Genomic DNA, 21,717 nt, shown 5'->3' on the forward strand with positions numbered 1-21,717 from the left:
TCTCAGCTTTAAGGCTTAGCCGTAAGGCAGATATTTTTTCACGATACGAGCATCTGCATCACACAGAGTGGTGGTACCACGTGCGTTACGGATGAACTTGTTCGTGCGTTTGATCATGCCGTGGCGCTTGCCAGCCTGAGCACATTTAACTTTGCCAGTCGCGGTCAGTTTGAAGCGCTTTTTGGCTCCAGACTTCGTCTTCAACTTGGGCATTTTGCGTCCTTTCTTGTGATGATCAGCGAACCGATCAAAAATTTGCAATGGATGCATCAGAAGCCGCCACGGCATGCCCTGTATTTCCGTCTTAATTCCTATAAATTATAGGAGGCAGAATACCGCCGGGCGACTTTGAACGCGGCCTTATAAAACTGCCAGCGTGGGAATGCAAGAAGATTCCCGTCAAACTCGGCTTGAATAGCCAGAGTTCAACCAGTTTACACCCCTGCACTTGCCAGAGTGTGCATGACTATGGTGTTGCGGGGTGTTTTCGGCTCTTCAGATCCTGATGCCAAGCCTTTTAAGGGCACGGCCATAATCCGTAAAGAGCTGTTGGCAGGCCTGGCGCTCAACACCTTCAAAAATTACTATCTCAGGTCGCTGAACCATGCTTGCTACTAGGTCTTTGGCCCGCAGGCTCATTTCCTGCGGCCAGAAGTTTGTGGCGTCCTCATTGGTGTAGGCGCCAAACACCAGCTTATCAAAACCGGCCCAGATAGTGGCGGCCATACACATGGCGCATGGCTCACACGTGCTGTAGAGGATACCGCCCGGAAAGCTGCGGGTTTTACTGGCCTCACTGGCAAGCCGGATTGCGTTGATCTCACCGTGGCAGGTGGGATCACAATCCTTGATCACAGAATCATAGGCCTGTGCCAGCAGCTCACCTTCAGCGGAGTAGACAGCGCAGCCAAATGGCGATGGGTAGGGTGTCTCCAGCGAAGTCGCCGTGAAAGCGATCAGCTCTCTCATGCGCTGATGGTGCAGCTCCAGTTCGCTTTCTGCCATCACGTCCCTCCCCGATCTTTAGTTTCGCGAAGTTTGCTCGTTAGATGCGAATACCGAGCTTGATCATGGTGCTGGCACAGTCAGTGAAGAGCTGCCGACAGGCGTCACGCTCAACCCCTTCGATGATCTCGATCTTGGGACGCATGATGACGTGTTCTGCGATATCGCGCGCGCGCAGGTCCATCTCCTGCGGCCAGAAGTTGATCGCATCCTCATTTGTGAAAGCACCAAAGACCAGCGTTTCCACGCCGATACTGATGGTTGCTGTCATGCACATTGGGCAAGGTTCAGATGTCGCATAAAGGATGCTGCCGGGAAAGCTACGGGTTTTGTACTTTTGGCAGGCTTCGCGAATGGCGTTGAGTTCGCCGTGGCTGCTGGGATCACATTCGCGGACCATTCTGTTGTAGGCCTGCGCAAGCAAGGTTCCGTCTGAGCCATACAGAGCGCCGCCGAAGGGCGTGGGATATGGTGTTTCAAAGGAGGTTGCGGTGTATTCCACCAGCGCCTGCATGCGCTTTTGGTGTGTAGCCAGCTCGTTGTCCATGTGTTCCAACCGTGTTTCGTTGCCCCAAATGAAAATACCCGACACGCTGTGCCGGGTAATCTCAAAATTCTCTGGGGCTTCGGTTGAGTAGCTACACAGAAACCAAGCTGGAGCGCTTCAACCTGAGCCTATTAACGAGAAATAGGTGCTAGCACCATCATCATCTGGCGACCTTCCAGCTTAGGATGGGATTCGACCTTAGCGATATCTTGGGTCTCTTCCTTCACCTTAAGCAGAAGCTTCATGCCGAGATCTTGGTGAGCCATTTCACGGCCACGGAAGCGCAAGGTTACCTTCACCTTGTCTCCGCTCTCAAAGAAACGCATCATGTTTCTCATCTTCACTTCATAATCATGAGTGTCGATGTTTGGACGCATCTTGATTTCTTTGATCTCAACGATCTTCTGTTTTTTGCGTGCTTCAGCAGCTTTCTTCTGAGCTTGGTACTTGTAACGACCATAGTCCAGAATCTTACAAACAGGTGGTTGACTGTTCGGAGCAATTTCGACCAGATCCAAACCTTGTTCCACCGCCATTGCGAGGGCTTCTTCGGTTGGAGTTGGGCCGAGGTTCTCACCTTCGGCGTTGATCAGCTGCACTTCGCGAACGCGAATCTCTTTATTGGTGCGCGGCCCTTCCTTAGTGGGTGGCGGTGCGCGAAACGGACGGCGAATGTGAGTATCTCCTCTTTAGACTGCCGAACTTGCGAATATTTGATTGCAGTTCAATGACTCGTTCCAACTGTTTCGTCAAGTCGAGAAACACTTCCCAAGAACATCATTTTCGCTGCGTCGCTAGAATCAGGAAAAATGCCACGTAAGTCAACACCAGTTTTGTAGGTTCTGACGCGACATTTACAACCAGTTAGCTGTCTGTTGGTAACAGCTCCCGGTAAACGTTTAGTGTGGCTGAGCACATAGCCTGTTTGGTGAAAGATCGTTCGACATGATCATGGGCGCGCTTGGTCAGTTTTGCCCGCTCTTCTTCACTCATATCCAGTGCCTGCGCCATGAGATCGCAGAGCTCTTCTGCATTACCATTCTCAAAATGCCAGCCGGTGCGTTCTTCAGCTTTCACGATTGGCGGCACGAGCACGGTTTCCGGGACAGCGCCGATGTTAGAAACGATAATCGGCACGCCTGCGGCCTGTGCTTCAACAGCTGCACGACCAAAGGCTTCCGCCTCAATTGAGGCCACGACAGAGGCATCTGCGATCGCAAGGGCTGCCGGTACATCAGAACAATGGCCAACGATGCGTACGTGTTCGATCAACTCAGACTCTGCGATCTGCAACTCAAGAGACTGGCGGTAAGCTTCGCGACCCTGATCATCGCCAGCCAGAACCACCAGAACATCGTCATAGCCACCGCGCTCGATCAGCTGGCGTGTGGCTTCGATCAGAACCCGCTGGCCTTTCCATTCCGTCAGGCGCGCAAGGTTCATAACAACGCGGCGGTTATCGGAAACACCCCAGCGGGCGCGTAGATCTGTCACGCGCTCATCGCTGATGTTGTCCGGATTGAAAGATTCCACATCTGGTCCGCGGTAGATGACCGAGGTCTTACCCTTGGTGCGTGGGTCACGCTTTTCGACCAGATCTGCAGTAAAGCGCGAGTTGGCAATCACTTTGTCTGCGCGGGTCATCGAGGAATTGTAGAAGGCCTTGAACTTGTTCGTTTCCTTGTAGATGCCGTGATAGGTGGTGACATAAGGAATGTTCAGGCGGTGTGCTGCCCACAAAGCGGACCATGCAGGAGCACGGGATCTGGCGTGCACCAGATCAACCCGGTTCTGCTGACAGATGCGCTCAATCAGATAAGAGTTGCGCCACATGGTCCATGGGTTTTTGGACTTCACTGGCAGTTCAAAGTGCACGGCGCCGGTTGCTTCCAACTCAGGAACCATGCGTCCACCCTGCGAGATCACAAGGCTATTCCAGCCTTCGTTGACGATCGCCTCCGCCACATCCACTGTGGTGCGCTCGGCTCCGCCGGTTTGAAGGTCGGGGACAATTTGCAAAATGGTTGGCACTTTGGACATTTCTCTATGTTTTTTGAGCGGCATCCAACTATGCTCGCCCAAATGACAGGCAGGCAGGCGCGGAAGCACGATAATCAGGTTTCCAAACAGTTGCCGGCCACTATAAGCCGATAAGCGTTTGGAGGTTATGAATGAGTGCTGACTTACCGCAATTCATCAGCGTTGGCAAAGGAGACAGTGCGCGGCAAATTGCAGTGCGCCATGATGAACGCGGTGCGCCGGGTGTTCTGTGGCTGTCCGGCTTCAAATCCGACATGCTTGGCACAAAGGCAGAAGTGCTTGCAGAATGGGCTGAAAAGAAGGGCCTGACCTGCACCCGCATGGATTACTCCGGTCACGGCGAATCTGGCGGTGAGTTTGTTGATGGCACCATCTCCCTTTGGTTGGAAGAAGCTGTGGCTGTGTTTAAACAGTTCTGTAAAGGCCAAACCGTTGTCATCGGTTCATCAATGGGCGGCTGGATGGCTTTGCTACTGGCCAAAGCACTCCATGAAGCTTCAGAAGAGATGGAAGGCTCCCTCTCTGGCATGGTGCTGATTGCGCCTGCTCCTGATTTCACCGAGGAACTGATGTGGAAGCATGAGTTCACTGATGAGATCAAGCAGGAGATTATGGAGAAAGGCCGCTTCGAGCGCCCTTCCGAGTATGAAGACAGCCCTTACATCATCACGCGTGACCTGATCGAAGACGGCAGAAAGAACCTGTTGCTCGGCGAACCAATCATCACCAACTGCAAGACCATCATTCTACAGGGCCAGAAAGATGACGCTGTGCCGTGGCAGCATGCTTTGCGCATTGTTGAAGGCATGGCCCATGACGATGTGGTGCTGACCTTGGTGAAAGACGGCGATCATCGCCTATCGCGTCCTGAAGATCTGGACCGCATGATCGCAGCAGTGGCCGAACTCGCCCAGCGTTGATTTAGTTTAGTGGTTAGGCTTCTGATGCAGAAGCCTAGCTGCCACTCATTTGCCCGCATAACTCTGCGATTTCCTGGAGGAACCAATCATACCGAGCAGGTAGAGGGCGATGCTTCTTCACCGTCAGGTATAGCGGATCGCTGACGGGTTCTTTCAGCTCCAAAATTTTGATCTTCTGCTGTGCTTCAAAGCTGCGCACTGCGGTTTTGGGCAGGACTGTGTACCCCAGCCCTTTCGCAACAGGCACGAGGATCTGACTGAGTTGGTTGATGTAGCCAGTCACCCGCAGATCATCTGTAGCGGATGCCATCTCCTCAAAATTCGGCGTTAGCAAGCGCTCTGCATAATGCTGACCGTCCGGGTGATCAATGAAACCCAGTTTTTGCAAGTCTTCGAATGCGACTGCTTTTTCTTTAAAATTGGCTGGCACAACAAGGCAGAGGGGCTCGTTGCCGATGTGCTGCTGTTCCAACGCTGAGTGCTGTGCTTGTTGGGTGACTATGCAGAGATCCATCTCGTTGCTTTGTAACAGCTGAAGGCTACGATGGTTTGGAGCGACTTCGACCTTCAGCGTTAAACCGGGATGGCGGTTCTGGTGTGCCAGTAGCTTGGGGTAGAGATAGAGCGCCATAGAACCAGAGCACGCAATGCGGATTTCACCGGCGTTTGGGTCATCCTGCTGGATAGCTTCCCGAAGTTCTGCCTCTTGCTTTTCGGCAGTGAGCGCGAAGCTCAACAGAAGTTCCCCTTCCCGTGTTAGCTCAAAGCCCTTGCCGATCTTCGTAATCAGAGGCGCTCCGATCTGCAGCTCCAGCTTTTTCAGATGCTGGCTGACCCCCGGCTGCGTCATACCGAGTTGATTGGCTGTCTGCGTGAAGTGGCCGGTTTCAGTTAACTTGACGAAGGTTCTGAGCCATTGGGAGTTTAGCATAGCCCAACATACATAACATTAAATTATCATAAAACTAATAAATGATAATTTCTGATTTTCTCACAGACTTGCTACATCCAACGTGTTCAAGGCATTCCGCCTGTTGAGATTAGCGTAGCGAGGTCTGTTATGTCCGCCCCTTATCCAAGACGTTTCTCCCACATTGGTCTTTCTGTTCCTGATGTGGAAGCTGCGGTGAAGTTCTATCGTGATGTGATGGGCTGGTACATCATCATGGAGCCAAGCGAGATCGTTGAAGACGACAGTGCAATTGGCGAGATGTGCACCGACGTGTTTGGTAAAGGCTGGAAGAGCTTCAAAATTGCTCACCTATCCACCAGCGATGGCATCGGCGTTGAGCTCTTTGAGTTTGCTCAGAATGAAAGCCCGGAGAACAACTTCGAATACTGGAAGACTGGCATCTTTCATTACTGTGTTCAGGACCCGGATGTGGAAGGGCTGGCAGCCAAGATTGAGGCCGCAGGTGGTAAGCGCCGCATGAAAGAGCCACGCTATTACTATCCGGGAGAGAAGCCTTATCGCATGATCTACATGGAAGATCCGTTCGGCAACATTCTGGAGATCTACAGCCATTCCTACGAGCTGCACTATTCCAGCGGTGCCTACCAGAAATCCTAGGTTCTCCAAGGTGTGCTCGAAGAATTTTAATCGAGCACATCTAAATCTGCCCCTGCTTTCTTAGAGTGGCTGAAAGGCGTTTGGCTGCAAATAGACCAGAATTCTGACAGGTCTTGAAGAGTAGCAGCCCATGTCAAAAGACATTCTGGTGGCAATCGCCTTCTTTTCCGCCAACGGACACACCGAAGCGCTGGCACATGCGATCGCACGTGGTGCCCGCGAAAATGGTGTGACCGTTACCTTTGTGCCTGTCAGCGAGTATGAAGATACCGACTGGAGCACTCTGGAAGCCGCCGATGCCATCGTGTTCGGCACCCCAACCTACATGGGTGGTGTTGCCGCTCCCTTCAAATTCTTCATGGATGCCTCTGCCACCGTTTGGTACAAACAGGGCTGGATCAATAAGATCGCCGGAGGCTTCAGCGTTTCCGGTTCCATGAGCGGTGACCGGCTCAACGTTTTCCTTCAAATGGCGACCTTTGCCGCCCAGCATGGTATGATCTGGGTGAGCCTTGGCATGCCTCCCGGCAACAATTACAGCTTCGGCAGCAATGACGACCTCAACCGTCTCGGCGTGTACTATGGCGCAGCTGCACAGGCCAACATGGATGAAGGGCCGGAGGTCGCTCCGCCTCAATCCGACCGTGACACAGCTTTCGCGTATGGCGCCCGTATTGCCAAAGCAACGCGTCGCTGGGTGGAAGGTGGACACAACCAACCTCAGCAAAGCAAGGGTAAATCTCCCTTGCATTGATGGCGTGCTATAAGCTTGTGTTTTAGGGTATTTTTCTAGTTTGGAAGCAAACATGGTTGTGTTGGAGGCAACTGAATGGCGTGGATCTGGCTTATCATTGCAGGCATGTTTGAAATGGCCTTTGCCATCTGCCTCAAACTCTCTGAGGGCTTCACCAGACCGTTCTACACAATCGCCTTTGTCATCACGGCTTTCCTGTCACTCTACTTCCTGACCAGAGCGATGGCCTCAATCCCCATCGGCACGGCCTACGCCGTCTGGACTGGCATCGGTGCCTCAGGCATCGCAATCCTCGGCATCTTTCTCTTCGGCGAACCCGTCACCTTCCTCCGCCTCTTCTTCATCGCCCTCCTCATCGCCGCAATCGTGGGGCTGAAGTTTGTATCAAATGGGTAGTGATCAGCTGCCATCAAACGCAGCATCAAGCTGTGCGGCAATCTCCTGAGATGCTCTTATGAAACCAGAGGCTTTCTCCCCAAAGCTGCCTCCGACACAGAACAAACCATTCTCAAAGGTCGCCGTGCGAAGCATCTCTGTTTCCAGCAGAGTAAAGCTTGGTTTGCAACAGACCACACCCTGTATTTTATGCTTCTCTTTCAGAAACTTGATCAAGGTTGGATGATTGCTTAAGTCCTTCAGTAATAGGACTTTCACTTCTGATGCATTGTCTGAAAAGCAAGCATTCTTGCGTCGAAACCGCAATATCTCGACGTTTGGCAGCAGAGCGTCACGAACGGCAACATATCTGCAGTTGCTTAAGCTGGATATTGCCCGAAATTGAGCCGAGCCTGCTTGTTCTTCATCTGAGGCAATCAGATTGAAGCTGCTTAGTTTTGAGAGCTCTTCCGATTGCCCCTGATCCAGACAGTCAAAGACAACTCCCTGATCAGCAAACTGATGGTGATCATCAATGTTCAACGTTGGAAAAAAGAGCCCAAACTGAACGGTAAACTCATTACCCGGCTCAGTTGAGTGCAAGATGTTGCGGAGTTTGCCGGTAGAGTGCTGTTTCCGGATCTTGTATTTGTAATTGCGTCCAAAGCTTACAGCAGAGCAGCCCTTAAAAAGCAGAGCGGTAATAGGGCCACTGGTCATATACACCAGATGCTCTGAGTTCTTGCAAATAAAGCACTTCTCGAACTCAGTTTCCGACAATTGCTTTGAGGCCACTGCAACAATCTCAAAGCTATTCTGCACCAGATCATCCTGAATGCTCTCAGTAAACCACTCGTGCTTTTCCTGATCCGGTTTGATGAGGATGATGTTGTGTTCCATGGTGGCTATCAGACGAGGTGAGCTTCTTTGTTGTCATCCATGATTGGTGCCATGTCATTGCCCAAGCATTCAACAATCTCAACTCGAGCAGGATTTCGAAGAAGCTTTGCATACTTGTATTTGAAGCTACCGCTTGAACACTCAACGATCTGATCAGCAACCCATTTGGGATCCAACATCGTAGTGGTGTCTTCATTCGTGTTGTCCCAGAAAGACGTTCGAATGCCTGATGGAGCCGCCACAAGAACCTTTCCCAGACTTTGATCCCTCACTAACGATGCTCCCAACATGCCCAAGCCTGACTTAGTTGCGCAATAGGCAGGCTCCAACTCGCGAGGGGTGTATTGAGAGCTGGACGTGATCAGCATTATCTTGAGGGGAAAATCAGATCTTTTTTTGAGCCGCTGTATCAGCATCATAGGGGCCAGCAAACCAACATTCACCATTGCACTCAGATCATCATCTTCTAGCTCATCTATATGGCCCCTTTGCAGAAAACCGGCTGCATAAACGAGCGTATGGACAGTTTCAAAGTTATCTAAAACCCGATCAATATCCTGTCCAAGCTGAACTGGATCATGGGTCATTGCGAGGTTTTGGAAAGTTACACCTTCAAGATCAGGCAGCTTGCGCCCGGTAACACAGACAGTATGCCCTTCAGTTGCATAGTGCTTTGCCAGCTCAAGTCCGACACCAGATGTTCCACCAATGATCAAAATGTTCTTTTTCATGAATAGGTCTTTCTAAAAAAAAATTTTAGCCGCCCTTGATAAGAGGACCAACAGCTCAAATGAAGCTTCACGATAGAACGGTCTGTTTTTGCATGTCAATTTGTGCCGGAGACAAAGCTTCTGAGTGCGCTAGGCGACACATTCTCAATACACAATCTTCAACTACCGATACTGCCGCGTGGTTTCTTTCATGAGGGTGCGGGTCCATTGGATCATGGGATCGTGATGGTAGCGTTCGTGCCAGTAGAGGAAGAATTCCTGGTGGTGGTCTTTCAGGAAATCAGGCACTGGGGAGGCTATGGTGTTGTGGCCTTCGTAGATTTTCTTGTCGAAGATTGAAGGCACGAGGAAGAGCAGGTCGGTTTGTCCGCAGAAGTGCATAGCAGCGAAGAAACTGCCGATTTTTACGGCGACGTTTCGTTTACAGCCCATTGCGGCCAGCTTCTCATCAATGATGCTTTGGCCTGAGCCGGTGATCATGACCGAGATATGGTCTTGAGCGAGATAGTCATCCAGCGAGATTGGTTTGCCTGCAAGCGGGTGATCCTTGCTCATCAGACAGACGTAGCTGAAACGGCCCAGCGAGATGCGGTGGAGCTGACTTGTGGCTGCATTTGGCTCCTGACCCGAGAGGACAAAGTGGGCTTCTCCATTTTCCAGCGGCTCAAACTGGTTGCGGATGTCGCTCTTCAGCTCCAACTTTATACCCGGAGCTTCCTTCTTCATCCGTTTCAGAAGGGGGGGGCCGTAGAGGTTTACTTCCAGCTCAGGACCTGAAAAGCGAATGGTCTCTTGCGCCGTTGACGGGTCAAACTCCGGTTTTGCGATCACGTCCTGAATAGTTGCCAAAGCGGATGGAAGCAGCCTTTGGATTTCGGCGGCTCTTTCTGTCAGCTCATAATCTCCGGCAATGCGTACTAGCAGGGGATCATTTAGCAACTCACGCAGGCGCTGCAGGGCGCGGCTGACTGCGGGTTGGCTCATATGCAGTTGCGTTGCTGCCAACGAGACGTGCTTCGTTTCCAGAAGCTTCTCCAGAATGACGAGAAGGTTCAGATCCACTCCTCGCAAATTCACCTGACGCATACTTACTATATCCCACATGCATTAGACGAATACTTCGTAGCTGAATAAACCGGTTCTGTCGATCTAACAGTGCAGAAAAGGAAATGCGATGAGCAAGGTGATTGTTGTCTATCATAGCGGGTATGGCCACACGCAGGTTTTGGCGGAAGCCGTGCAGCGAGGTGCGTTGGATGCAGGTGCAGATGCGGAACTGATGTCCGTTGCTGAACTAGAGAACGTGAACTGGGAAAAGCTGGCCGCAGCGGATGCCCTTATCTTTGGCTCTCCAACCTATATGGGCAGCGCAAGTGCGCCGTTTAAAGCCTTTATGGATGCATCCTCTAAGGTTTGGATGGAACGTGGCTGGGTGGACAAAATTGCTGGTGCTTTCACTGTTTCAGCCTCTCGTAGTGGCGATAAACTGGGCACGCTGACGCAGCTGAGCGTGTTTGCAGCACAGCATGGCATGATCTGGGTCGGGCTGGATCTGATGCCCGGCAATAACAGCAGCAAAGGGTCTGAAGAAGATCTCAATCGCCTTGGCAGCACATTGGGTGTGATGGCACAAGCCAATGCTGATGAAGGGCCCGAGGTGGTTCCTCCACAGGCGGACAAAGATACCGCCAAGGCGCTTGGTGGCAGAATTGCGAAGGTGGCTGCTGCACTCACCCGAGTAAGCGAGGCGGCTTAACCCTTAATTCACTGCAATCGCAAGTGCTTGGGTTTCTGCCCTGAGAGGTGCCATCTCTTCACCTCATTTTTGGACAAACTCGATACGTATAAGAGCAAATTAAAACACAAGATCACTGTATCGGGTTTGTCTATGAAAAGAAGAAAACGCATTATTCTATCCATTGATGGTGGTGGAGCACGCGGCCTTATTCCAATCCGCTTGCTTCGCGGCCTTGAAACCAAATTGTATGAGCGCGGCAAGTCTGCGCCTCTTTGCAAATACTTCGACCTGATCTGTGGCACTTCCAGCGGTGGCCTGATTGCAGCTGGTCTGACAGCTCCGAATCCTGACCGCGACAAACCTGGTCAACCTGCTATGAGCCTAGGTGACTTGCAGGAGTTTTTTGAGGTCGAGGCGCGAGAGCTTTACGTCAACAACCGTCGCCATTGGCTGCCCCGTCGCCTTTACAGCGCGTTTGGGCAGTTCAACAAAGGCATTCAGGAGCGCCCGATTGAACAGGCAATCAAACAGCATATCGGTTGGAGTGCCCTTTCCTGCAGTCTGACGGCTATCTTGCTCACTGCTTATGATCTGAAAAACCGCCGTGTTGTTTCCATGAGCAACAACACCACGGGACGGGATGACTATTACTTCTGGCAGGCCGTGCGCGCGACGACCTCCTCCCCTTCCTGGTTTGAACCTGCCCGGGTTGAAAACCTGACAACGGGCGATGAGGAAATCATGATTGATGCGGCTGGCTTCCTGAATGATCCGGTGCTTGCGGCCTATGCTGAAGCACGGCGCCATGGCTGGAATCCGAAAGACATCATCATCCTCTCCCTCGGCACCGGCAATCCGGTGGAAGAGAAACACAGCTTCACCCAAGCAGTGAACTGGGGCACCAGCGGTTGGCTTTCTCCTGAAGAAGGTACGCCACTGCTTTCCAGCTATATGCATGGACAGACGGCATCCACCGGACAGTATGCAGACGTGTTGTTCAAGGATATGCCAGGCGTGGAATATATTCGCTTGAATGCGGACCTGCCGCACTTTGGCAGCGACATTTACAGCGTGCGCCCGGGTGAGGTGCTCCAGCTGAACCGCATTGCGGATGATCTGCTTTCATCCCACGATACCGAGTTGGACAAACTGGCAGACATTATGGAAGAAAGGCAGGACGGCCCCGGCTTTTAGGCTTCACAATCCTTCTGCCCCTGCTACAACTTCCGGAATGATAAGTTAAAGTGATTCACGTTAAAGGCGTGATCACAGCGGAGGGATCATGTTGGGGTTGAAAGGTTATCAGCGCACTGCAGCCGTAATCACGGGCAGCATCGTCGCAAGCCTATTTGCGGCTAGTGTGCAGGCTGTGCCTCTTCCTGACACGAAGCCTCAGATTTCCGTTGAAGATTACAAAGAGGCCTTAGGCAAGCTGCCAGAGTTTCCGGGGGCTGCCAAGTATCACTTCGGGCACAAGAAGACGCCTGCCAAAACGCATCCGCTCTCTTTTGGCAGCTATGCAAGAGGCTGTGTGGCAGGCGCGATTGCCATTCCCTATAATGGTGAGAACTGGCAAGTCATGCGCCTTTCCCGCAACCGCAACTGGGGGCATCCGGTTCTCATCGATTTCCTGAAGCGACTGGCTGCAGATGCACCTTCACTGGGATGGAACGGTTTGTTGGTGGGTGATCTTTCTCAGCCACGTGGCGGGCCGATGCTGACGGGTCATGCTTCTCACCAGATCGGGCTGGATGCGGACATCTGGCTGCGCCAGATGCCAGACTATCGTTTCAGCACCAAACAACGTGAGACTGAGAGCGCGATTTCCATGTTGAATGGTAATCTGAGCAAGCCTGGCGCAGACCGCAAGGTGAACCCAAATCGCTGGACCGATGCACACGCCAAGCTGATCCGCCGCGCTGCGCAGGATGACGGTGTTGCCCGTATCTTCGTGAACCCAACAATCAAAAAAGCACTGTGTGACTTCGAGACAGGTGACCGCGACTGGCTACGTAAGGTTCGCCCTTGGTGGGGGCACCACTACCATTTCCACGTCCGCATGGCCTGCCCTGCCGATAGTAAGCAATGCAAGAACCAGGCAGTCCCACCTGCCGGCGATGGCTGCGGCAAAGAGCTCACCTACTGGCTTTCTGACGAGCCGTGGGTGCCCAAAAAGCCAAAACCAGGCGAAAAACCAAAGCCACGCAAACCAAAACCACCACTTTCCGTAGCAGACCTGCCAAATGACTGCGCGACTGTGCTGCGGACGGAGTGAGGTTGGGAATATGGGAGCGATGATGCTCTTCTGACTGTGCAAGAGATGAAATGCGCGTTACTAATAACAACAAATAAATATATATAAAATTGTATTAAAACGCAATAAAAACAAGTATTTGACTCCATAACGCAAGATAAATAATAATCAACCAGCGCATGTAAGCGTTATATTTTGCTACCTACAGATATGATGTCTGCTGGTTCAGCATATGTGCTGGCCTCAATAGCAAATTTCTTTATTCTGTAGAGGTTGTTATTATGGAAGCTAGTGGCGTTCGCCTTTCTTTTTCATTCACCAATTTTGCTGGTAACAATGATCCTGCCCCTATCATGACCCAAAATGAAGTGGCTATCGGATTACTTGAAGATATTGTTCGTTTCACACCTGATAATGAACTGCGCAGAGCAAGTCATGATGCAAAATCTGCTGCAGAAAGCAGTAATGATCCGGCAAAGAAAGCCATTAGCAAAATATTTGAAGTTCTTGTCGGGCTTGATCTTGATGCGATGGATAATGTTATTCAGTCTTATCTTTCTCAACAAGACCGCCAGGCTAAAGCCATTCAAAAATTCTTTGACGTTTCAAAAGAGTGGACTGATCCGAACAGCACAGCTGTACTCCAAAATGTGATGAGTGCCATTTATGCCAGCGCGAAAAGCGGTGACAAGATGGCAATTGAGATTCAACAAGCGATGCGTGATGGCACGCTGACGATGGAAGACATGGCAGATCGGGGGTTTGAAACCGAGTCTAACTACATCGTGTATCTCAATCCCGATGGTGAGTATGTTGTAGGGCTATCTTCGATCAATCATGTTGGCAAGTACTCAAGTGCCGACGAGCTTTTTGCAGATCTAACCTATCGGAATGCAGAAGGGCGAACCATTGATAAAGAAACGGGTCATAACGCATACTACGTTAAAGTTGCTAAGAATCTTGCTTTCTACTTTACTTGGCCTTGAGCTCTTTTTGCCCCAAACTCGTTAGGTTGATGTAAGTTAAAGGGAGCGATGTTGCTCCCTTTTCTTAGTCATACATTTAAGCTGCTGGTGCGTCATTTTTGTTTAAGATGAGGGTCATCAGAGTGAGGTCTAGCCAGCGGCCAAATTTGAAGCCGATTTGGGGGAGTTCTCCGGCGGTTTTGAAACCGTAGCGTTCGTGGAGGCGGATTGATCCCTTGTTCTCACTGTCAATTGCGCCAACAAGGACATGGCAATCATCCTGTTTTGCCAGATCGATCAGCTTTTCCAACAAAACGGAGCCAGCACCTTTGCCGCGTGATTGCGGTGTTACGTAGACAGAATGCTCCACTGTCTTATTGTAACCAGATTTTTCTCGGAAAGGCCCGTAACTGCCATAGCCGAGTACATCTCCATTCTCATCTTCGGCTACAATGATCGGAAACCCGCCTGCGATCCGCTTGTCAAACCAACTCTCTCGATCTTCCAGCGTCTCCAGGGTATCCGTCCAAATGGCTGCCAGTGTTTTGACGGCATCATTGTGAATTTCCAGAAGCATAGGAAGATCAGATTTGGTTGCATGACGCAGTTTCATGTAAGTTCCTCGAGAGAAAAGTGCTGAGTTAGCTTTGTCACACTTCAAAAAAGACCTCAAGAAAGCATAACAGACAAATACTTGAGTTTATTACAGTATCCCACTGATTGAGGATGTGGCTCTCACATGATCGGCTTAGGCCTTCGCTATGATTTTTAGCGGGCTGTTTGAGTAAGAGGCTCAATAGTTTTCATGGTTGACAGAGGCGGCAGGTTGCCGCCTTCTTTTATATTGCAAGACTACTGACAATTACTCCAAACAACACAAACCCAAAACAAGTTATATCATTGTAATTCGTACCTATATTTTACATGTTCTGTGAATTACATCATTAATTATTTGGTAAGACTTGTCTATTTGCGCGAATCTGCCGTCAGGACTTCAGGAGATAGTGCGCAATGGGAAAGCTTTCCTCTACTGTAATCATGTTAGTTTCTGCGTTATTGGCGACAGGAGCACTCTCTGCCCGTTCCTATGCTGCGGATTTAGCTGAGGCTGCGCAAGCAGCCGCGAAAGAAGCTGCCGAAAAAGCTGCGATGGGCATGTTTCCACTCAAGCCATATGCGGGGGCGAAGGGCTTTGCCTCGTATGCTCCGGATGGTGATCTTTACACGCCGGGTACCGGGCGGACCAAGTTTTTCGAATACAACATAGGTTGGAATGCTGCTGCATTTGGTGGAGTGACCGCCGGTGACTTTGTAAAGCTGCAGATGGATACCGGCTATATCAGCAACAGCATCTCTAACCTTTCCGGGGTGGACGGAGGCAGTGGATCGATCGCCGCCGCCTATGTGATGGGCGGCGTTATTCTTTCTGCACCGCTTTCACCACTCACCAAGAAGGTTATTCCGTTTGCCGGAATCAGCATCGGGGCGGCATTTCCTGTGATCGGCACCATAAATGGAACCATCGATGGACAAGACTTTACGATCAAGGGTAACCAGTCGACTGTCGGCGCTTTGCTGGCGCGTGGTGGGGTGACGATTGCTATCAACTCCAAGCTTGGTGCAACGCTGGAATATGGGTTCTTCCAAACTGCTGATTTTTCTCTCAGCACCACAGACAGCCTTTCCAGCTCAGGTAATGCTTCGACAGACATGACGGCGCATTTATTTGGGGTTGGGTTTGAGTATCATTTCTAGCCAGATTGCCGCAAAAATCTGAGATTTGGCGGTTTGCTATTCACTTTATTGGCTGGAAAACAGCAAAAAAGCGCGTGGGCGCTTATTATGTGCTTTGCCATAGAGCAAAGCAGTGGTAATTGAGCGCCCATGACGACCAAAACTTTGTCCAATATTCGCAATTTCTCGATTGTCGCGCACATCGACCACGGTAAGTCCACCCTGGCCGATCGCCTCATCCAGTCTACCGGCACTCTCACTGAGCGTGAGATGACGGAACAGGTTCTCGATTCCATGGATATCGAGAAGGAACGCGGCATTACCATCAAGGCTCAAACCGTTCGCCTGATCTACAAGGCGGAGGACGGTGAAGAGTACACGCTGAACCTGATCGATACCCCAGGTCACGTGGACTTTGCCTATGAAGTTTCTCGCTCCCTCGCTGCGGTAGAAGGCTCCCTGTTGGTGGTTGATGCCTCCCAAGGTGTGGAAGCGCAGACGCTTGCGAACGTCTATCAGGCTATCGACAACGACCACGACATTGTGACCGTGCTCAACAAGGTTGACCTGCCTGCTGCAGAGCCAGACCGCATCAAAGAGCAGATCGAAGATGTGATCGGCCTTGATACCTCTGACTCAGTGATGATTTCAGCGAAGACCGGGCTTGGTATTCCTGATGTTTTGGAAGCGATCGTCAAACAACTTCCTGCCCCTGTCGGCAACCCGGATGGCCCGCTAAAAGCCATGCTGGTGGACAGCTGGTATGACACCTATCTGGGTGTGATGGTTCTTATCCGCGTGATCGACGGTGAACTGAAAAAGGGCGACACCATCAAGATGATGGGTACTGGCGCTGTTTATCCGGTTGACCGTGTTGGTGTGATGACCCCTGCCTTTGTGGCAACAGACCGTCTTGGACCGGGCGAAATTGGCGTTCTGACGGCTTCCATTAAGGAAGTTGCTGATACCCGCGTGGGTGACACCATCACCCATGACAAGAAAGGCTGCACCGAAGCGCTGCCAGGTTTTAAGCCAGCACAGCCAGTTGTGTTCTGTGGCCTGTTCCCGGTTGATGCAAACGACTTTGAAGATCTGCGCTCTGCCATGGGCAAGCTGCGCCTCAATGATGCGTCTTTCTCCTATGAGATGGAAACATCGGCTGCGCTTGGTTTTGGTTTCCGCTGTGGCTTCCTCGGTCTGCTGCACCTTGAGATCATTCAGGAGCGTCTCTCCCGTGAGTTCAATCTAGAACTCATCGCGACAGCACCATCTGTTGTTTATGAGATGGAGATGACGGACGGCTCTCAATTTGAGATGCACAATCCTGCTGACATGCCGGATGTTGTGAAGATCAAAGAGATCCGCGAGCCTTGGATCCGCGCAAACATCATGACCCCTGATGAGTATCTGGGGCCAATCCTGAAACTGTGTCAGGACCGTCGTGGTATACAGGTTGACCTGTCTTACGTTGGTAGCCGCGCTATGGTCACCTATGACCTGCCGCTCAACGAGGTGGTTTTTGACTTTTATGACCGTCTGAAGTCCATCTCCAAGGGGTACGCTTCATTCGACTACACCATCAGCGAATATCGTGCTGGTGATCTTGTGAAGATGTCCATCCTTGTGAACGAAGAGCCCGTGGACGCACTGTCCGTGTTGGTGCACCGTTCGCAGGCGGAACGTCGTGGTCGTGCTATGTGTGAGGTTCTGAAAGAGCTGATCCCACGACACATGTTCAAAATTCCGATTCAGGCTGCCATTGGTGGACGTGTGATTGCGCGTGAGACTCTCTCTGCGCTGCGTAAAGACGTGACCGCGAAATGTTATGGCGGTGATGCTTCTCGTAAACGTAAGCTGCTGGATAAGCAGAAGGCGGGTAAGAAGAAGATGCGCCAGTTCGGTAAGGTAGAAATCCCTCAGGAAGCGTTCATCCAAGCGCTGAAGATGGATGACTGAGAAACGGTCGGGCCAGTAGGCCTGGCGCAATGATCCAGTGAATCATTGCGAGTTTCGAAGGCACGCTAGTGTAAGCAGCTTTAGCTGCGGCGAGCGGGCAAGCCTTTCTTACCAATCAAAGAATTCAAAGGCGGCCTCTGGTCGCCTTTTTCGTCAATAAAGAGATCTAAAGGCAGATAGCCATGTCACTTGAGAATGACCTGCGCAGCCGCGCGGATAACAAATGCGAGCTTTGCGGTGCGACAGAGGATCTTGCTGCTGTTGCAGTTGGCCCAGAAAGCGATGACAGCGCTGAGAAATCCATTTTGGTCTGCAGCACTTGCTCCGCACAAATGGGCGGTACTGCGGAGCTAGATGTCAACCATTGGCGCTGCCTGAACGAAAGCGCCTGGAGCACAGAGCCTGCTGTTCAGGTGACTGCATGGCGTCTGTTGAACAAGCTTTCCGGTGAAGCCTGGGCACGTGATCTGCTGGATACTTTGTATCTGGATGAAGAGACACTGGAATGGGCACAATCCGGGCAGGAAGCTGCAGATGATGAAGACGCTGTCGTGCACAAGGACACACACGGTGCAGTGCTTTCAGCTGGCGATACGGTGACCCTCATCAAAGACCTGAAGGTCAAAGGGGCAGGCTTTACGGCCAAGCGCGGCACAGCTGTTCGCAACATCACCCTTGTCCCAGATAACGCCGCCCACATCGAGGGCCGCGTCAACGACCAGCGCATTGTTATTCTGACCGAGTTCGTGAAGAAGTCCTGAGGGGCTTTGCCCGTTACTCATTGCAGGTTTTAAAGGGAGCTTTGGAGCTCCCTTTTTTATTCTCCCAAGCTAAGCTCAGAAGTTGTAACGCAAGCCAACCTGAGCGATGTGGCTTTGGAAACTTGTTGTTGCATTAGGCAAATTGGCAGGCCCATCTTTACCACGGTAATCGAAGTCAGCTGAATTCATGAAGCTATACTCTCCGATAGCGGACAGGTTATCAGTCAGCTTGTATGCTGCCCCTCCATTCAGCTTCAGGAATGGGGTGAAGGTGTCCTGTACCTCCATGTTAATTTGCCCGATGCTAAAAGCACTGTCACCATTTTTCAGTTCCCCAATATCAAATGATGCCAATCCGGCTCCAATCCCTAGGAACGGGGTAAAGTTCTCTGTCAGGCTGTAATCGAAGTAAAGCGATGTAGAAGCATAAAACGCAGAAACGCCTCCAGCTTTGATCTTTATCTGCTGAAATTTTTCATATTCAGAATGGAGATAGCCGATGTCAGCCTGCACTCTGAGATACTCATTCAAACGCTTGCCTGCATACAGGCTAACATTGAAGCCAATTCCTCTTTCTAGCTCAAACGTTAAAGCAGGCATTCCAGATTGTGCCGGGAAGTCCGCTTTGTCGTTCGTGCCTAGCAGTGAACCTCCTGCGATACCAATGTAAGTGCTTTGTAGAAAATCACTTGCAGACGCAGGTAGTGCAGACAAAGCTAGAGAAGCAAAGAACAGAATAGATTGAGCACGCATAATAACCACTCTCAAAAATTGAATAGTGGTTTTGCGTAGCATGCAGCTCAGGCAGCTACAGTTTTTAACGATAGAACTGCGGCATAAAATTGAGAATTACTAGTCAGTTTATCGTTAAACACTCCCCATTTGGGGTAAATTGCGCTTTAATCAAGCATAGTTTGGGAGCCAGATATGCTGATTACATGATTATCGCCAGTTTTCTTTTGGTGGGAGACCTGATTCCTTGTCTTCCATTTCCTGACGCTTCTTGCACAGGACCATTTGATAGTTTTAACAACAATCACACCTCAAATTAATTCTTGAGAGATTTATCATTGTCTTTTCTTTATGTTATAGAAAATGGGTGATTCAATTTTAGATTGTATTAGGGCTGCTTGCCATGCGTATACTTTTGCTTCTTTCATTACTTACAGTTGCTCTGACAGGCTGCCAAAGCCAAAGTGCATGCAACAAGTCAGATGAGTGCTTTACTAAACGGATCAGTTCTTCCAAGAAAACTATGGAAACCTATGCGTATAAAGACATCTTCAGCGATACAACGACGAAGTCCTGGAGCAAGAAGCAAGGTACGCAATACGAGTATTTCAGCAAAAGTGGGCGTTCATACCTTGTATACCCAGGAAGTACACATGTGCTGAAAGGGCGATGGGAAGTTGTACACACAGGTTCTGATGCCGAAATCTGCACACAATACCCAGTTAACCAACGTTCAAGTGTAGCTGGTATGCCCAGTGGGCATTGGGAATGTAAAAACACATTCACCTACACAAAGCACCTTGATGAAATCAGAGATGGTGACCCCTTACGCTTAGCTCGCACCAGCAAGCTACCTAAGGTACTTCCTCCCAACATCAACTTGCCAATTCAAGCGGCAATGTATGAAGTTGGCTACAAAGCAAAGCTTGCACGCAATAAGGTTTGCAGGTGGAACCGAAATGCGTGTCGGCCATAAGTTATGAAGCACGATTTTGAGAAGCGGCCTCATGAGCCGCTTTTTTGCTTTAAAAGCAGCAGAACTAAGCTTATCTCTGCTTGCTGTCAGTTTAATTGATGGTGTCTTCTTGGAGCAGCAATGACTCTACTCGCCGCCACCATCACCTCCACCACTGTCGCCACTATCTCCATCAAAGAAGCCAGATCCGCCATCTGCACTGGAGCGATCGCGTCTTCCTGAGTGTTTAAAGGCTTTGAAAGCTATGACGACAATGACCGCAACAATGGCGAAATAAAAAAGATCGTTCAGCAAAATTTCGCACTCACATTTGGAACATCCGAAGGTGCTCGGGAGTTTTCTCTAATCAATATCACCAGATTACTGCCGAGCAGAGACTGCGAAAAGTTAGTTCTCTTCATCTTTGCGGTACAGGCGGATTTGGGAATGCAGGGTGATTTGCTCTGGTGTGAGGCGCAAGAGGATTTGATTGTCGGTCCATTGATGCAGGGCTGCGCCGGTGTTTGAGGTTTCGATGCGGTAGTGGCGGCCTCCCTGACGGGCGTACCATTCTATGCGGTCTTTGTTGAACCACTTATTGGTTTTCAGCGGGTGCAACATCGTCAGGTTGCCGGGGTAGTCCGCCAGCAGCAGGTCGATGGCGTTTGTGGCGTTGGTTTCCTCTATGATGCGATGCACTTCACAGATCTGCGGTTTCTTGATGGTGGCGAAACGTTTGCCGACATGGGCGTACTCGTTGAAGTGCGCCATGCGCTCATCCTGAGGCAGGTAATCGAATACATGGATGACGCCATCGCAGATAGAAGAGAAATAGAACGAGCGGTTGGTGTACTGGAGAGTGACGCGTTGCGGCTGATTGCAGATTTTACGTTGAACGGTGTTGCCACTGCCTGTCAGGTACTCGTCTCCCCTCTTTTTCTGAAGGGCAAGGCCGAGACCAATCAAGTAGTCATTGTCCAAAAAGCGTGCGGGAATGGACCCGTGCGGCTTCCGGTTGGAAGCGGCTGGTTGACCTGAAAATACATTCCTCCCGAAGCTGGTATCCATGTCTGCTCCCCGTCAACACAAGTGCTCTGTGTTTCAAACGTGGAACAATTCCTAGGCAAAAGCAGTCCTTCAATTGCCTCAGCTGGATAGTCTCAGGCTACATCTCATAGGGTGAATCTGAGGGGTATTTTAGCGGGTCCTAACCGGTCTCCTCGTCTCTCTGATTTACGAAGATGAGGCCAAGGAATGCGATGATGCTGATGTTGTAGGAAGTCTCAATGGCCCCGCGGCCTATTGGCGATTGCCAGGCCAGGAACCACTCTCCAGCGCCAACAACGAAGACCACGAACCACAGCAGGATCGCAACGCAAAAGCCGAAGGAAACAACGGACTTGGAGTGATTGAATGCGGCGGCTGGCTTACGGATGTTGGCAAGCATGCGCAAGCTGCCGAGGATCAAAAGGAAGGCTATGAAGCCTTCGATTGCCAGAATGATGATCAGGAATGTGGGGGCTGTTTCCAATGGGAAGACGGCACGGAATTTGGGACTGGTTGGGAAGGTGTCCACCATGGAAATGACGGTTTCAATATATGCCAGATTTGCAGGAGCATCCTGATAGTTATTGAAACAGACCATGGCGGCAAACGCACCGAAAGAAAGGGCAATCAAAACTTTGATCAGACGAAGAAGCATGGCGTTACCCGCTTTTTCGCCAGTAGAGCAGATTGGGGCTAAAGGCCGGTTAGGTGCGGCCTTCAGCTCTGGTGCTTT

25 protein-coding genes are annotated in these 21,717 nt (G+C 50.8%); 12 read left to right on the top strand and 13 right to left on the bottom strand.

Going from position 1 to position 21,717, the window contains the following annotated elements; translation table 11 throughout:
• Positions 1 to 15: 15 nt before the first annotated feature.
• The 5 genes from rpmI to AC3CB2_RS17445 form a co-directional block, all read right to left on the bottom strand.
• The gene (gene rpmI / locus AC3CB2_RS17425) at positions 16 to 213 is read right to left on the bottom strand and encodes a 50S ribosomal protein L35 (protein ID WP_008553139.1); all 198 of its coding nucleotides are present in this window, start codon (positions 211 to 213) and stop codon (positions 16 to 18) included.
• Positions 214 to 495: 282 nt separating this feature from the next.
• Complete coding sequence (locus AC3CB2_RS17430) at positions 496 to 1,005, bottom strand: nucleoside deaminase (RefSeq protein ID WP_352934783.1); 510 nt, start codon at positions 1,003 to 1,005, stop codon at positions 496 to 498.
• 40 nt (positions 1,006 to 1,045) lie between these two features.
• Positions 1,046 to 1,597: a nucleoside deaminase gene (locus AC3CB2_RS17435; protein ID WP_352934786.1), complete on the bottom strand. Its 552-nt coding sequence runs from the start codon at positions 1,595 to 1,597 to the stop codon at positions 1,046 to 1,048.
• An 86-nt stretch (positions 1,598 to 1,683) separates the two neighbouring features.
• On the bottom strand, positions 1,684 to 2,226 hold the full coding sequence (gene infC, locus AC3CB2_RS17440; protein WP_083417159.1) for a translation initiation factor IF-3: 543 nt from the start codon (positions 2,224 to 2,226) through the stop codon (positions 1,684 to 1,686).
• 190 nt (positions 2,227 to 2,416) lie between these two features.
• Positions 2,417 to 3,592: a glycosyltransferase family 4 protein gene (locus AC3CB2_RS17445; protein ID WP_352934789.1), complete on the bottom strand. Its 1,176-nt coding sequence runs from the start codon at positions 3,590 to 3,592 to the stop codon at positions 2,417 to 2,419.
• Positions 3,593 to 3,723: 131 nt separating this feature from the next.
• Between AC3CB2_RS17445 and AC3CB2_RS17450 the strand changes: the two genes are divergently transcribed.
• Positions 3,724 to 4,512, top strand: coding sequence for an alpha/beta hydrolase (locus AC3CB2_RS17450; RefSeq protein ID WP_352934792.1), 789 nt, complete (start codon positions 3,724 to 3,726; stop codon positions 4,510 to 4,512).
• Positions 4,513 to 4,546: 34 nt separating this feature from the next.
• On the opposite strand, the gene AC3CB2_RS17455 is transcribed toward AC3CB2_RS17450, so the two are convergent.
• Positions 4,547 to 5,443 (bottom strand): LysR family transcriptional regulator, encoded by an 897-nt coding sequence (locus tag AC3CB2_RS17455; protein WP_352934794.1) that lies wholly within the window; start codon positions 5,441 to 5,443, stop codon positions 4,547 to 4,549.
• Between the two features lie 129 nt (positions 5,444 to 5,572).
• Here AC3CB2_RS17455 and AC3CB2_RS17460 point away from each other — a divergent pair, with 129 nt between their 5' ends.
• The 3 genes from AC3CB2_RS17460 to AC3CB2_RS17470 all read left to right on the top strand — a co-directional run bounded on the left by AC3CB2_RS17460 (position 5,573) and on the right by AC3CB2_RS17470 (position 7,232).
• Positions 5,573 to 6,082, top strand: a complete 510-nt coding sequence (locus tag AC3CB2_RS17460) for a lactoylglutathione lyase family protein (protein ID WP_008553135.1) — start codon at positions 5,573 to 5,575, stop codon at positions 6,080 to 6,082.
• A gap of 130 nt (positions 6,083 to 6,212) precedes the next feature.
• Positions 6,213 to 6,836: a flavodoxin family protein gene (locus AC3CB2_RS17465; RefSeq protein ID WP_352934797.1), complete on the top strand. Its 624-nt coding sequence runs from the start codon at positions 6,213 to 6,215 to the stop codon at positions 6,834 to 6,836.
• Between the two features lie 75 nt (positions 6,837 to 6,911).
• Entirely contained in the window at positions 6,912 to 7,232 is a 321-nt protein-coding gene (locus AC3CB2_RS17470; protein WP_352934799.1) for a DMT family transporter, read from the top strand.
• A gap of 3 nt (positions 7,233 to 7,235) precedes the next feature.
• Here the strand turns inward: AC3CB2_RS17470 and AC3CB2_RS17475 are convergent, their stop codons facing one another.
• From AC3CB2_RS17475 to AC3CB2_RS17485, 3 genes are all read right to left on the bottom strand, one after another.
• Positions 7,236 to 8,111 carry a nucleoside-diphosphate kinase gene (locus AC3CB2_RS17475; RefSeq protein ID WP_352934802.1) on the bottom strand — a complete coding sequence of 292 codons (876 nt, stop codon included), beginning with the start codon at positions 8,109 to 8,111 and terminating at the stop codon, positions 7,236 to 7,238.
• A gap of 8 nt (positions 8,112 to 8,119) precedes the next feature.
• Complete coding sequence (locus AC3CB2_RS17480; protein ID WP_352934805.1) at positions 8,120 to 8,842, bottom strand: SDR family NAD(P)-dependent oxidoreductase; 723 nt, start codon at positions 8,840 to 8,842, stop codon at positions 8,120 to 8,122.
• Between the two features lie 162 nt (positions 8,843 to 9,004).
• Positions 9,005 to 9,928 carry a LysR family transcriptional regulator gene (locus AC3CB2_RS17485; RefSeq protein ID WP_352934807.1) on the bottom strand — a complete coding sequence of 308 codons (924 nt, stop codon included), beginning with the start codon at positions 9,926 to 9,928 and terminating at the stop codon, positions 9,005 to 9,007.
• Positions 9,929 to 10,016: 88 nt separating this feature from the next.
• Here AC3CB2_RS17485 and AC3CB2_RS17490 point away from each other — a divergent pair, with 88 nt between their 5' ends.
• The 4 genes from AC3CB2_RS17490 to AC3CB2_RS17505 all read left to right on the top strand — a co-directional run bounded on the left by AC3CB2_RS17490 (position 10,017) and on the right by AC3CB2_RS17505 (position 13,820).
• Positions 10,017 to 10,598 (top strand): flavodoxin family protein, encoded by a 582-nt coding sequence (locus AC3CB2_RS17490; protein WP_352934809.1) that lies wholly within the window; start codon positions 10,017 to 10,019, stop codon positions 10,596 to 10,598.
• Positions 10,599 to 10,730: 132 nt separating this feature from the next.
• On the top strand, positions 10,731 to 11,774 hold the full coding sequence (locus AC3CB2_RS17495) for a patatin-like phospholipase family protein (protein WP_008553026.1): 1,044 nt from the start codon (positions 10,731 to 10,733) through the stop codon (positions 11,772 to 11,774).
• Between the two features lie 88 nt (positions 11,775 to 11,862).
• Positions 11,863 to 12,855: a penicillin-insensitive murein endopeptidase gene (gene mepA / locus AC3CB2_RS17500; RefSeq protein ID WP_352934812.1), complete on the top strand. Its 993-nt coding sequence runs from the start codon at positions 11,863 to 11,865 to the stop codon at positions 12,853 to 12,855.
• A 260-nt stretch (positions 12,856 to 13,115) separates the two neighbouring features.
• Complete coding sequence (locus AC3CB2_RS17505) at positions 13,116 to 13,820, top strand: hypothetical protein (protein WP_352934814.1); 705 nt, start codon at positions 13,116 to 13,118, stop codon at positions 13,818 to 13,820.
• A gap of 76 nt (positions 13,821 to 13,896) precedes the next feature.
• Here the strand turns inward: AC3CB2_RS17505 and AC3CB2_RS17510 are convergent, their stop codons facing one another.
• Entirely contained in the window at positions 13,897 to 14,412 is a 516-nt protein-coding gene (locus AC3CB2_RS17510; protein WP_352934817.1) for a GNAT family N-acetyltransferase, read from the bottom strand.
• A 398-nt stretch (positions 14,413 to 14,810) separates the two neighbouring features.
• Between AC3CB2_RS17510 and AC3CB2_RS17515 the strand changes: the two genes are divergently transcribed.
• The 3 genes from AC3CB2_RS17515 (at position 14,811) to AC3CB2_RS17525 (ending at position 18,250) form a co-directional block, all read left to right on the top strand.
• The gene (locus tag AC3CB2_RS17515) at positions 14,811 to 15,554 is read left to right on the top strand and encodes a hypothetical protein (RefSeq protein ID WP_352934820.1); all 744 of its coding nucleotides are present in this window, start codon (positions 14,811 to 14,813) and stop codon (positions 15,552 to 15,554) included.
• A 129-nt stretch (positions 15,555 to 15,683) separates the two neighbouring features.
• Positions 15,684 to 17,489, top strand: a complete 1,806-nt coding sequence (gene lepA / locus AC3CB2_RS17520) for a translation elongation factor 4 (protein ID WP_352934823.1) — start codon at positions 15,684 to 15,686, stop codon at positions 17,487 to 17,489.
• A gap of 182 nt (positions 17,490 to 17,671) precedes the next feature.
• Entirely contained in the window at positions 17,672 to 18,250 is a 579-nt protein-coding gene (locus AC3CB2_RS17525) for a PhnA domain-containing protein (protein WP_352934826.1), read from the top strand.
• Between the two features lie 75 nt (positions 18,251 to 18,325).
• Here AC3CB2_RS17525 and AC3CB2_RS17530 read toward each other — a convergent pair whose 3' ends face one another.
• The gene (locus AC3CB2_RS17530) at positions 18,326 to 19,003 is read right to left on the bottom strand and encodes an outer membrane protein (RefSeq protein ID WP_352934829.1); all 678 of its coding nucleotides are present in this window, start codon (positions 19,001 to 19,003) and stop codon (positions 18,326 to 18,328) included.
• A 382-nt stretch (positions 19,004 to 19,385) separates the two neighbouring features.
• Between AC3CB2_RS17530 and AC3CB2_RS17535 the strand changes: the two genes are divergently transcribed.
• Positions 19,386 to 19,958, top strand: a complete 573-nt coding sequence (locus AC3CB2_RS17535; RefSeq protein WP_352934832.1) for a hypothetical protein — start codon at positions 19,386 to 19,388, stop codon at positions 19,956 to 19,958.
• A gap of 387 nt (positions 19,959 to 20,345) precedes the next feature.
• Here AC3CB2_RS17535 and AC3CB2_RS17540 read toward each other — a convergent pair whose 3' ends face one another.
• The gene (locus tag AC3CB2_RS17540) at positions 20,346 to 21,005 is read right to left on the bottom strand and encodes a hypothetical protein (RefSeq protein WP_352934835.1); all 660 of its coding nucleotides are present in this window, start codon (positions 21,003 to 21,005) and stop codon (positions 20,346 to 20,348) included.
• A gap of 139 nt (positions 21,006 to 21,144) precedes the next feature.
• Complete coding sequence (locus tag AC3CB2_RS17545; protein WP_352934838.1) at positions 21,145 to 21,639, bottom strand: DUF2165 family protein; 495 nt, start codon at positions 21,637 to 21,639, stop codon at positions 21,145 to 21,147.
• Positions 21,640 to 21,717: the final 78 nt, after the last annotated feature.

It is taken from the genome of Pseudovibrio sp. SCP20, assembly GCF_057774105.1.

Coding starts and splice junctions, on each gene's coding strand:
- rpmI (WP_008553139.1), bottom strand. CDS start 213: ATGCCCAAGTTGAAGACGAAGTCTGGAGCCAAAAAGCGCTTCAAACTG.
- AC3CB2_RS17430 (WP_352934783.1), bottom strand. CDS start 1,005: ATGGCAGAAAGCGAACTGGAGCTGCACCATCAGCGCATGAGAGAGCTG.
- AC3CB2_RS17445 (WP_352934789.1), bottom strand. CDS start 3,592: ATGTCCAAAGTGCCAACCATTTTGCAAATTGTCCCCGACCTTCAAACC.
- AC3CB2_RS17450 (WP_352934792.1), top strand. CDS start 3,724: ATGAGTGCTGACTTACCGCAATTCATCAGCGTTGGCAAAGGAGACAGT.
- AC3CB2_RS17455 (WP_352934794.1), bottom strand. CDS start 5,443: ATGCTAAACTCCCAATGGCTCAGAACCTTCGTCAAGTTAACTGAAACC.
- AC3CB2_RS17460 (WP_008553135.1), top strand. CDS start 5,573: ATGTCCGCCCCTTATCCAAGACGTTTCTCCCACATTGGTCTTTCTGTT.
- AC3CB2_RS17465 (WP_352934797.1), top strand. CDS start 6,213: ATGTCAAAAGACATTCTGGTGGCAATCGCCTTCTTTTCCGCCAACGGA.
- AC3CB2_RS17470 (WP_352934799.1), top strand. CDS start 6,912: ATGGCGTGGATCTGGCTTATCATTGCAGGCATGTTTGAAATGGCCTTT.
- AC3CB2_RS17475 (WP_352934802.1), bottom strand. CDS start 8,111: ATGGAACACAACATCATCCTCATCAAACCGGATCAGGAAAAGCACGAG.
- AC3CB2_RS17480 (WP_352934805.1), bottom strand. CDS start 8,842: ATGAAAAAGAACATTTTGATCATTGGTGGAACATCTGGTGTCGGACTT.
- AC3CB2_RS17485 (WP_352934807.1), bottom strand. CDS start 9,928: ATGCGTCAGGTGAATTTGCGAGGAGTGGATCTGAACCTTCTCGTCATT.
- AC3CB2_RS17490 (WP_352934809.1), top strand. CDS start 10,017: ATGAGCAAGGTGATTGTTGTCTATCATAGCGGGTATGGCCACACGCAG.
- AC3CB2_RS17495 (WP_008553026.1), top strand. CDS start 10,731: ATGAAAAGAAGAAAACGCATTATTCTATCCATTGATGGTGGTGGAGCA.
- mepA (WP_352934812.1), top strand. CDS start 11,863: ATGTTGGGGTTGAAAGGTTATCAGCGCACTGCAGCCGTAATCACGGGC.
- AC3CB2_RS17505 (WP_352934814.1), top strand. CDS start 13,116: ATGGAAGCTAGTGGCGTTCGCCTTTCTTTTTCATTCACCAATTTTGCT.
- AC3CB2_RS17510 (WP_352934817.1), bottom strand. CDS start 14,412: ATGAAACTGCGTCATGCAACCAAATCTGATCTTCCTATGCTTCTGGAA.
- AC3CB2_RS17515 (WP_352934820.1), top strand. CDS start 14,811: ATGGGAAAGCTTTCCTCTACTGTAATCATGTTAGTTTCTGCGTTATTG.
- lepA (WP_352934823.1), top strand. CDS start 15,684: ATGACGACCAAAACTTTGTCCAATATTCGCAATTTCTCGATTGTCGCG.
- AC3CB2_RS17525 (WP_352934826.1), top strand. CDS start 17,672: ATGTCACTTGAGAATGACCTGCGCAGCCGCGCGGATAACAAATGCGAG.
- AC3CB2_RS17530 (WP_352934829.1), bottom strand. CDS start 19,003: ATGCGTGCTCAATCTATTCTGTTCTTTGCTTCTCTAGCTTTGTCTGCA.
- AC3CB2_RS17535 (WP_352934832.1), top strand. CDS start 19,386: ATGCGTATACTTTTGCTTCTTTCATTACTTACAGTTGCTCTGACAGGC.
- AC3CB2_RS17540 (WP_352934835.1), bottom strand. CDS start 21,005: ATGGATACCAGCTTCGGGAGGAATGTATTTTCAGGTCAACCAGCCGCT.
- AC3CB2_RS17545 (WP_352934838.1), bottom strand. CDS start 21,639: ATGCTTCTTCGTCTGATCAAAGTTTTGATTGCCCTTTCTTTCGGTGCG.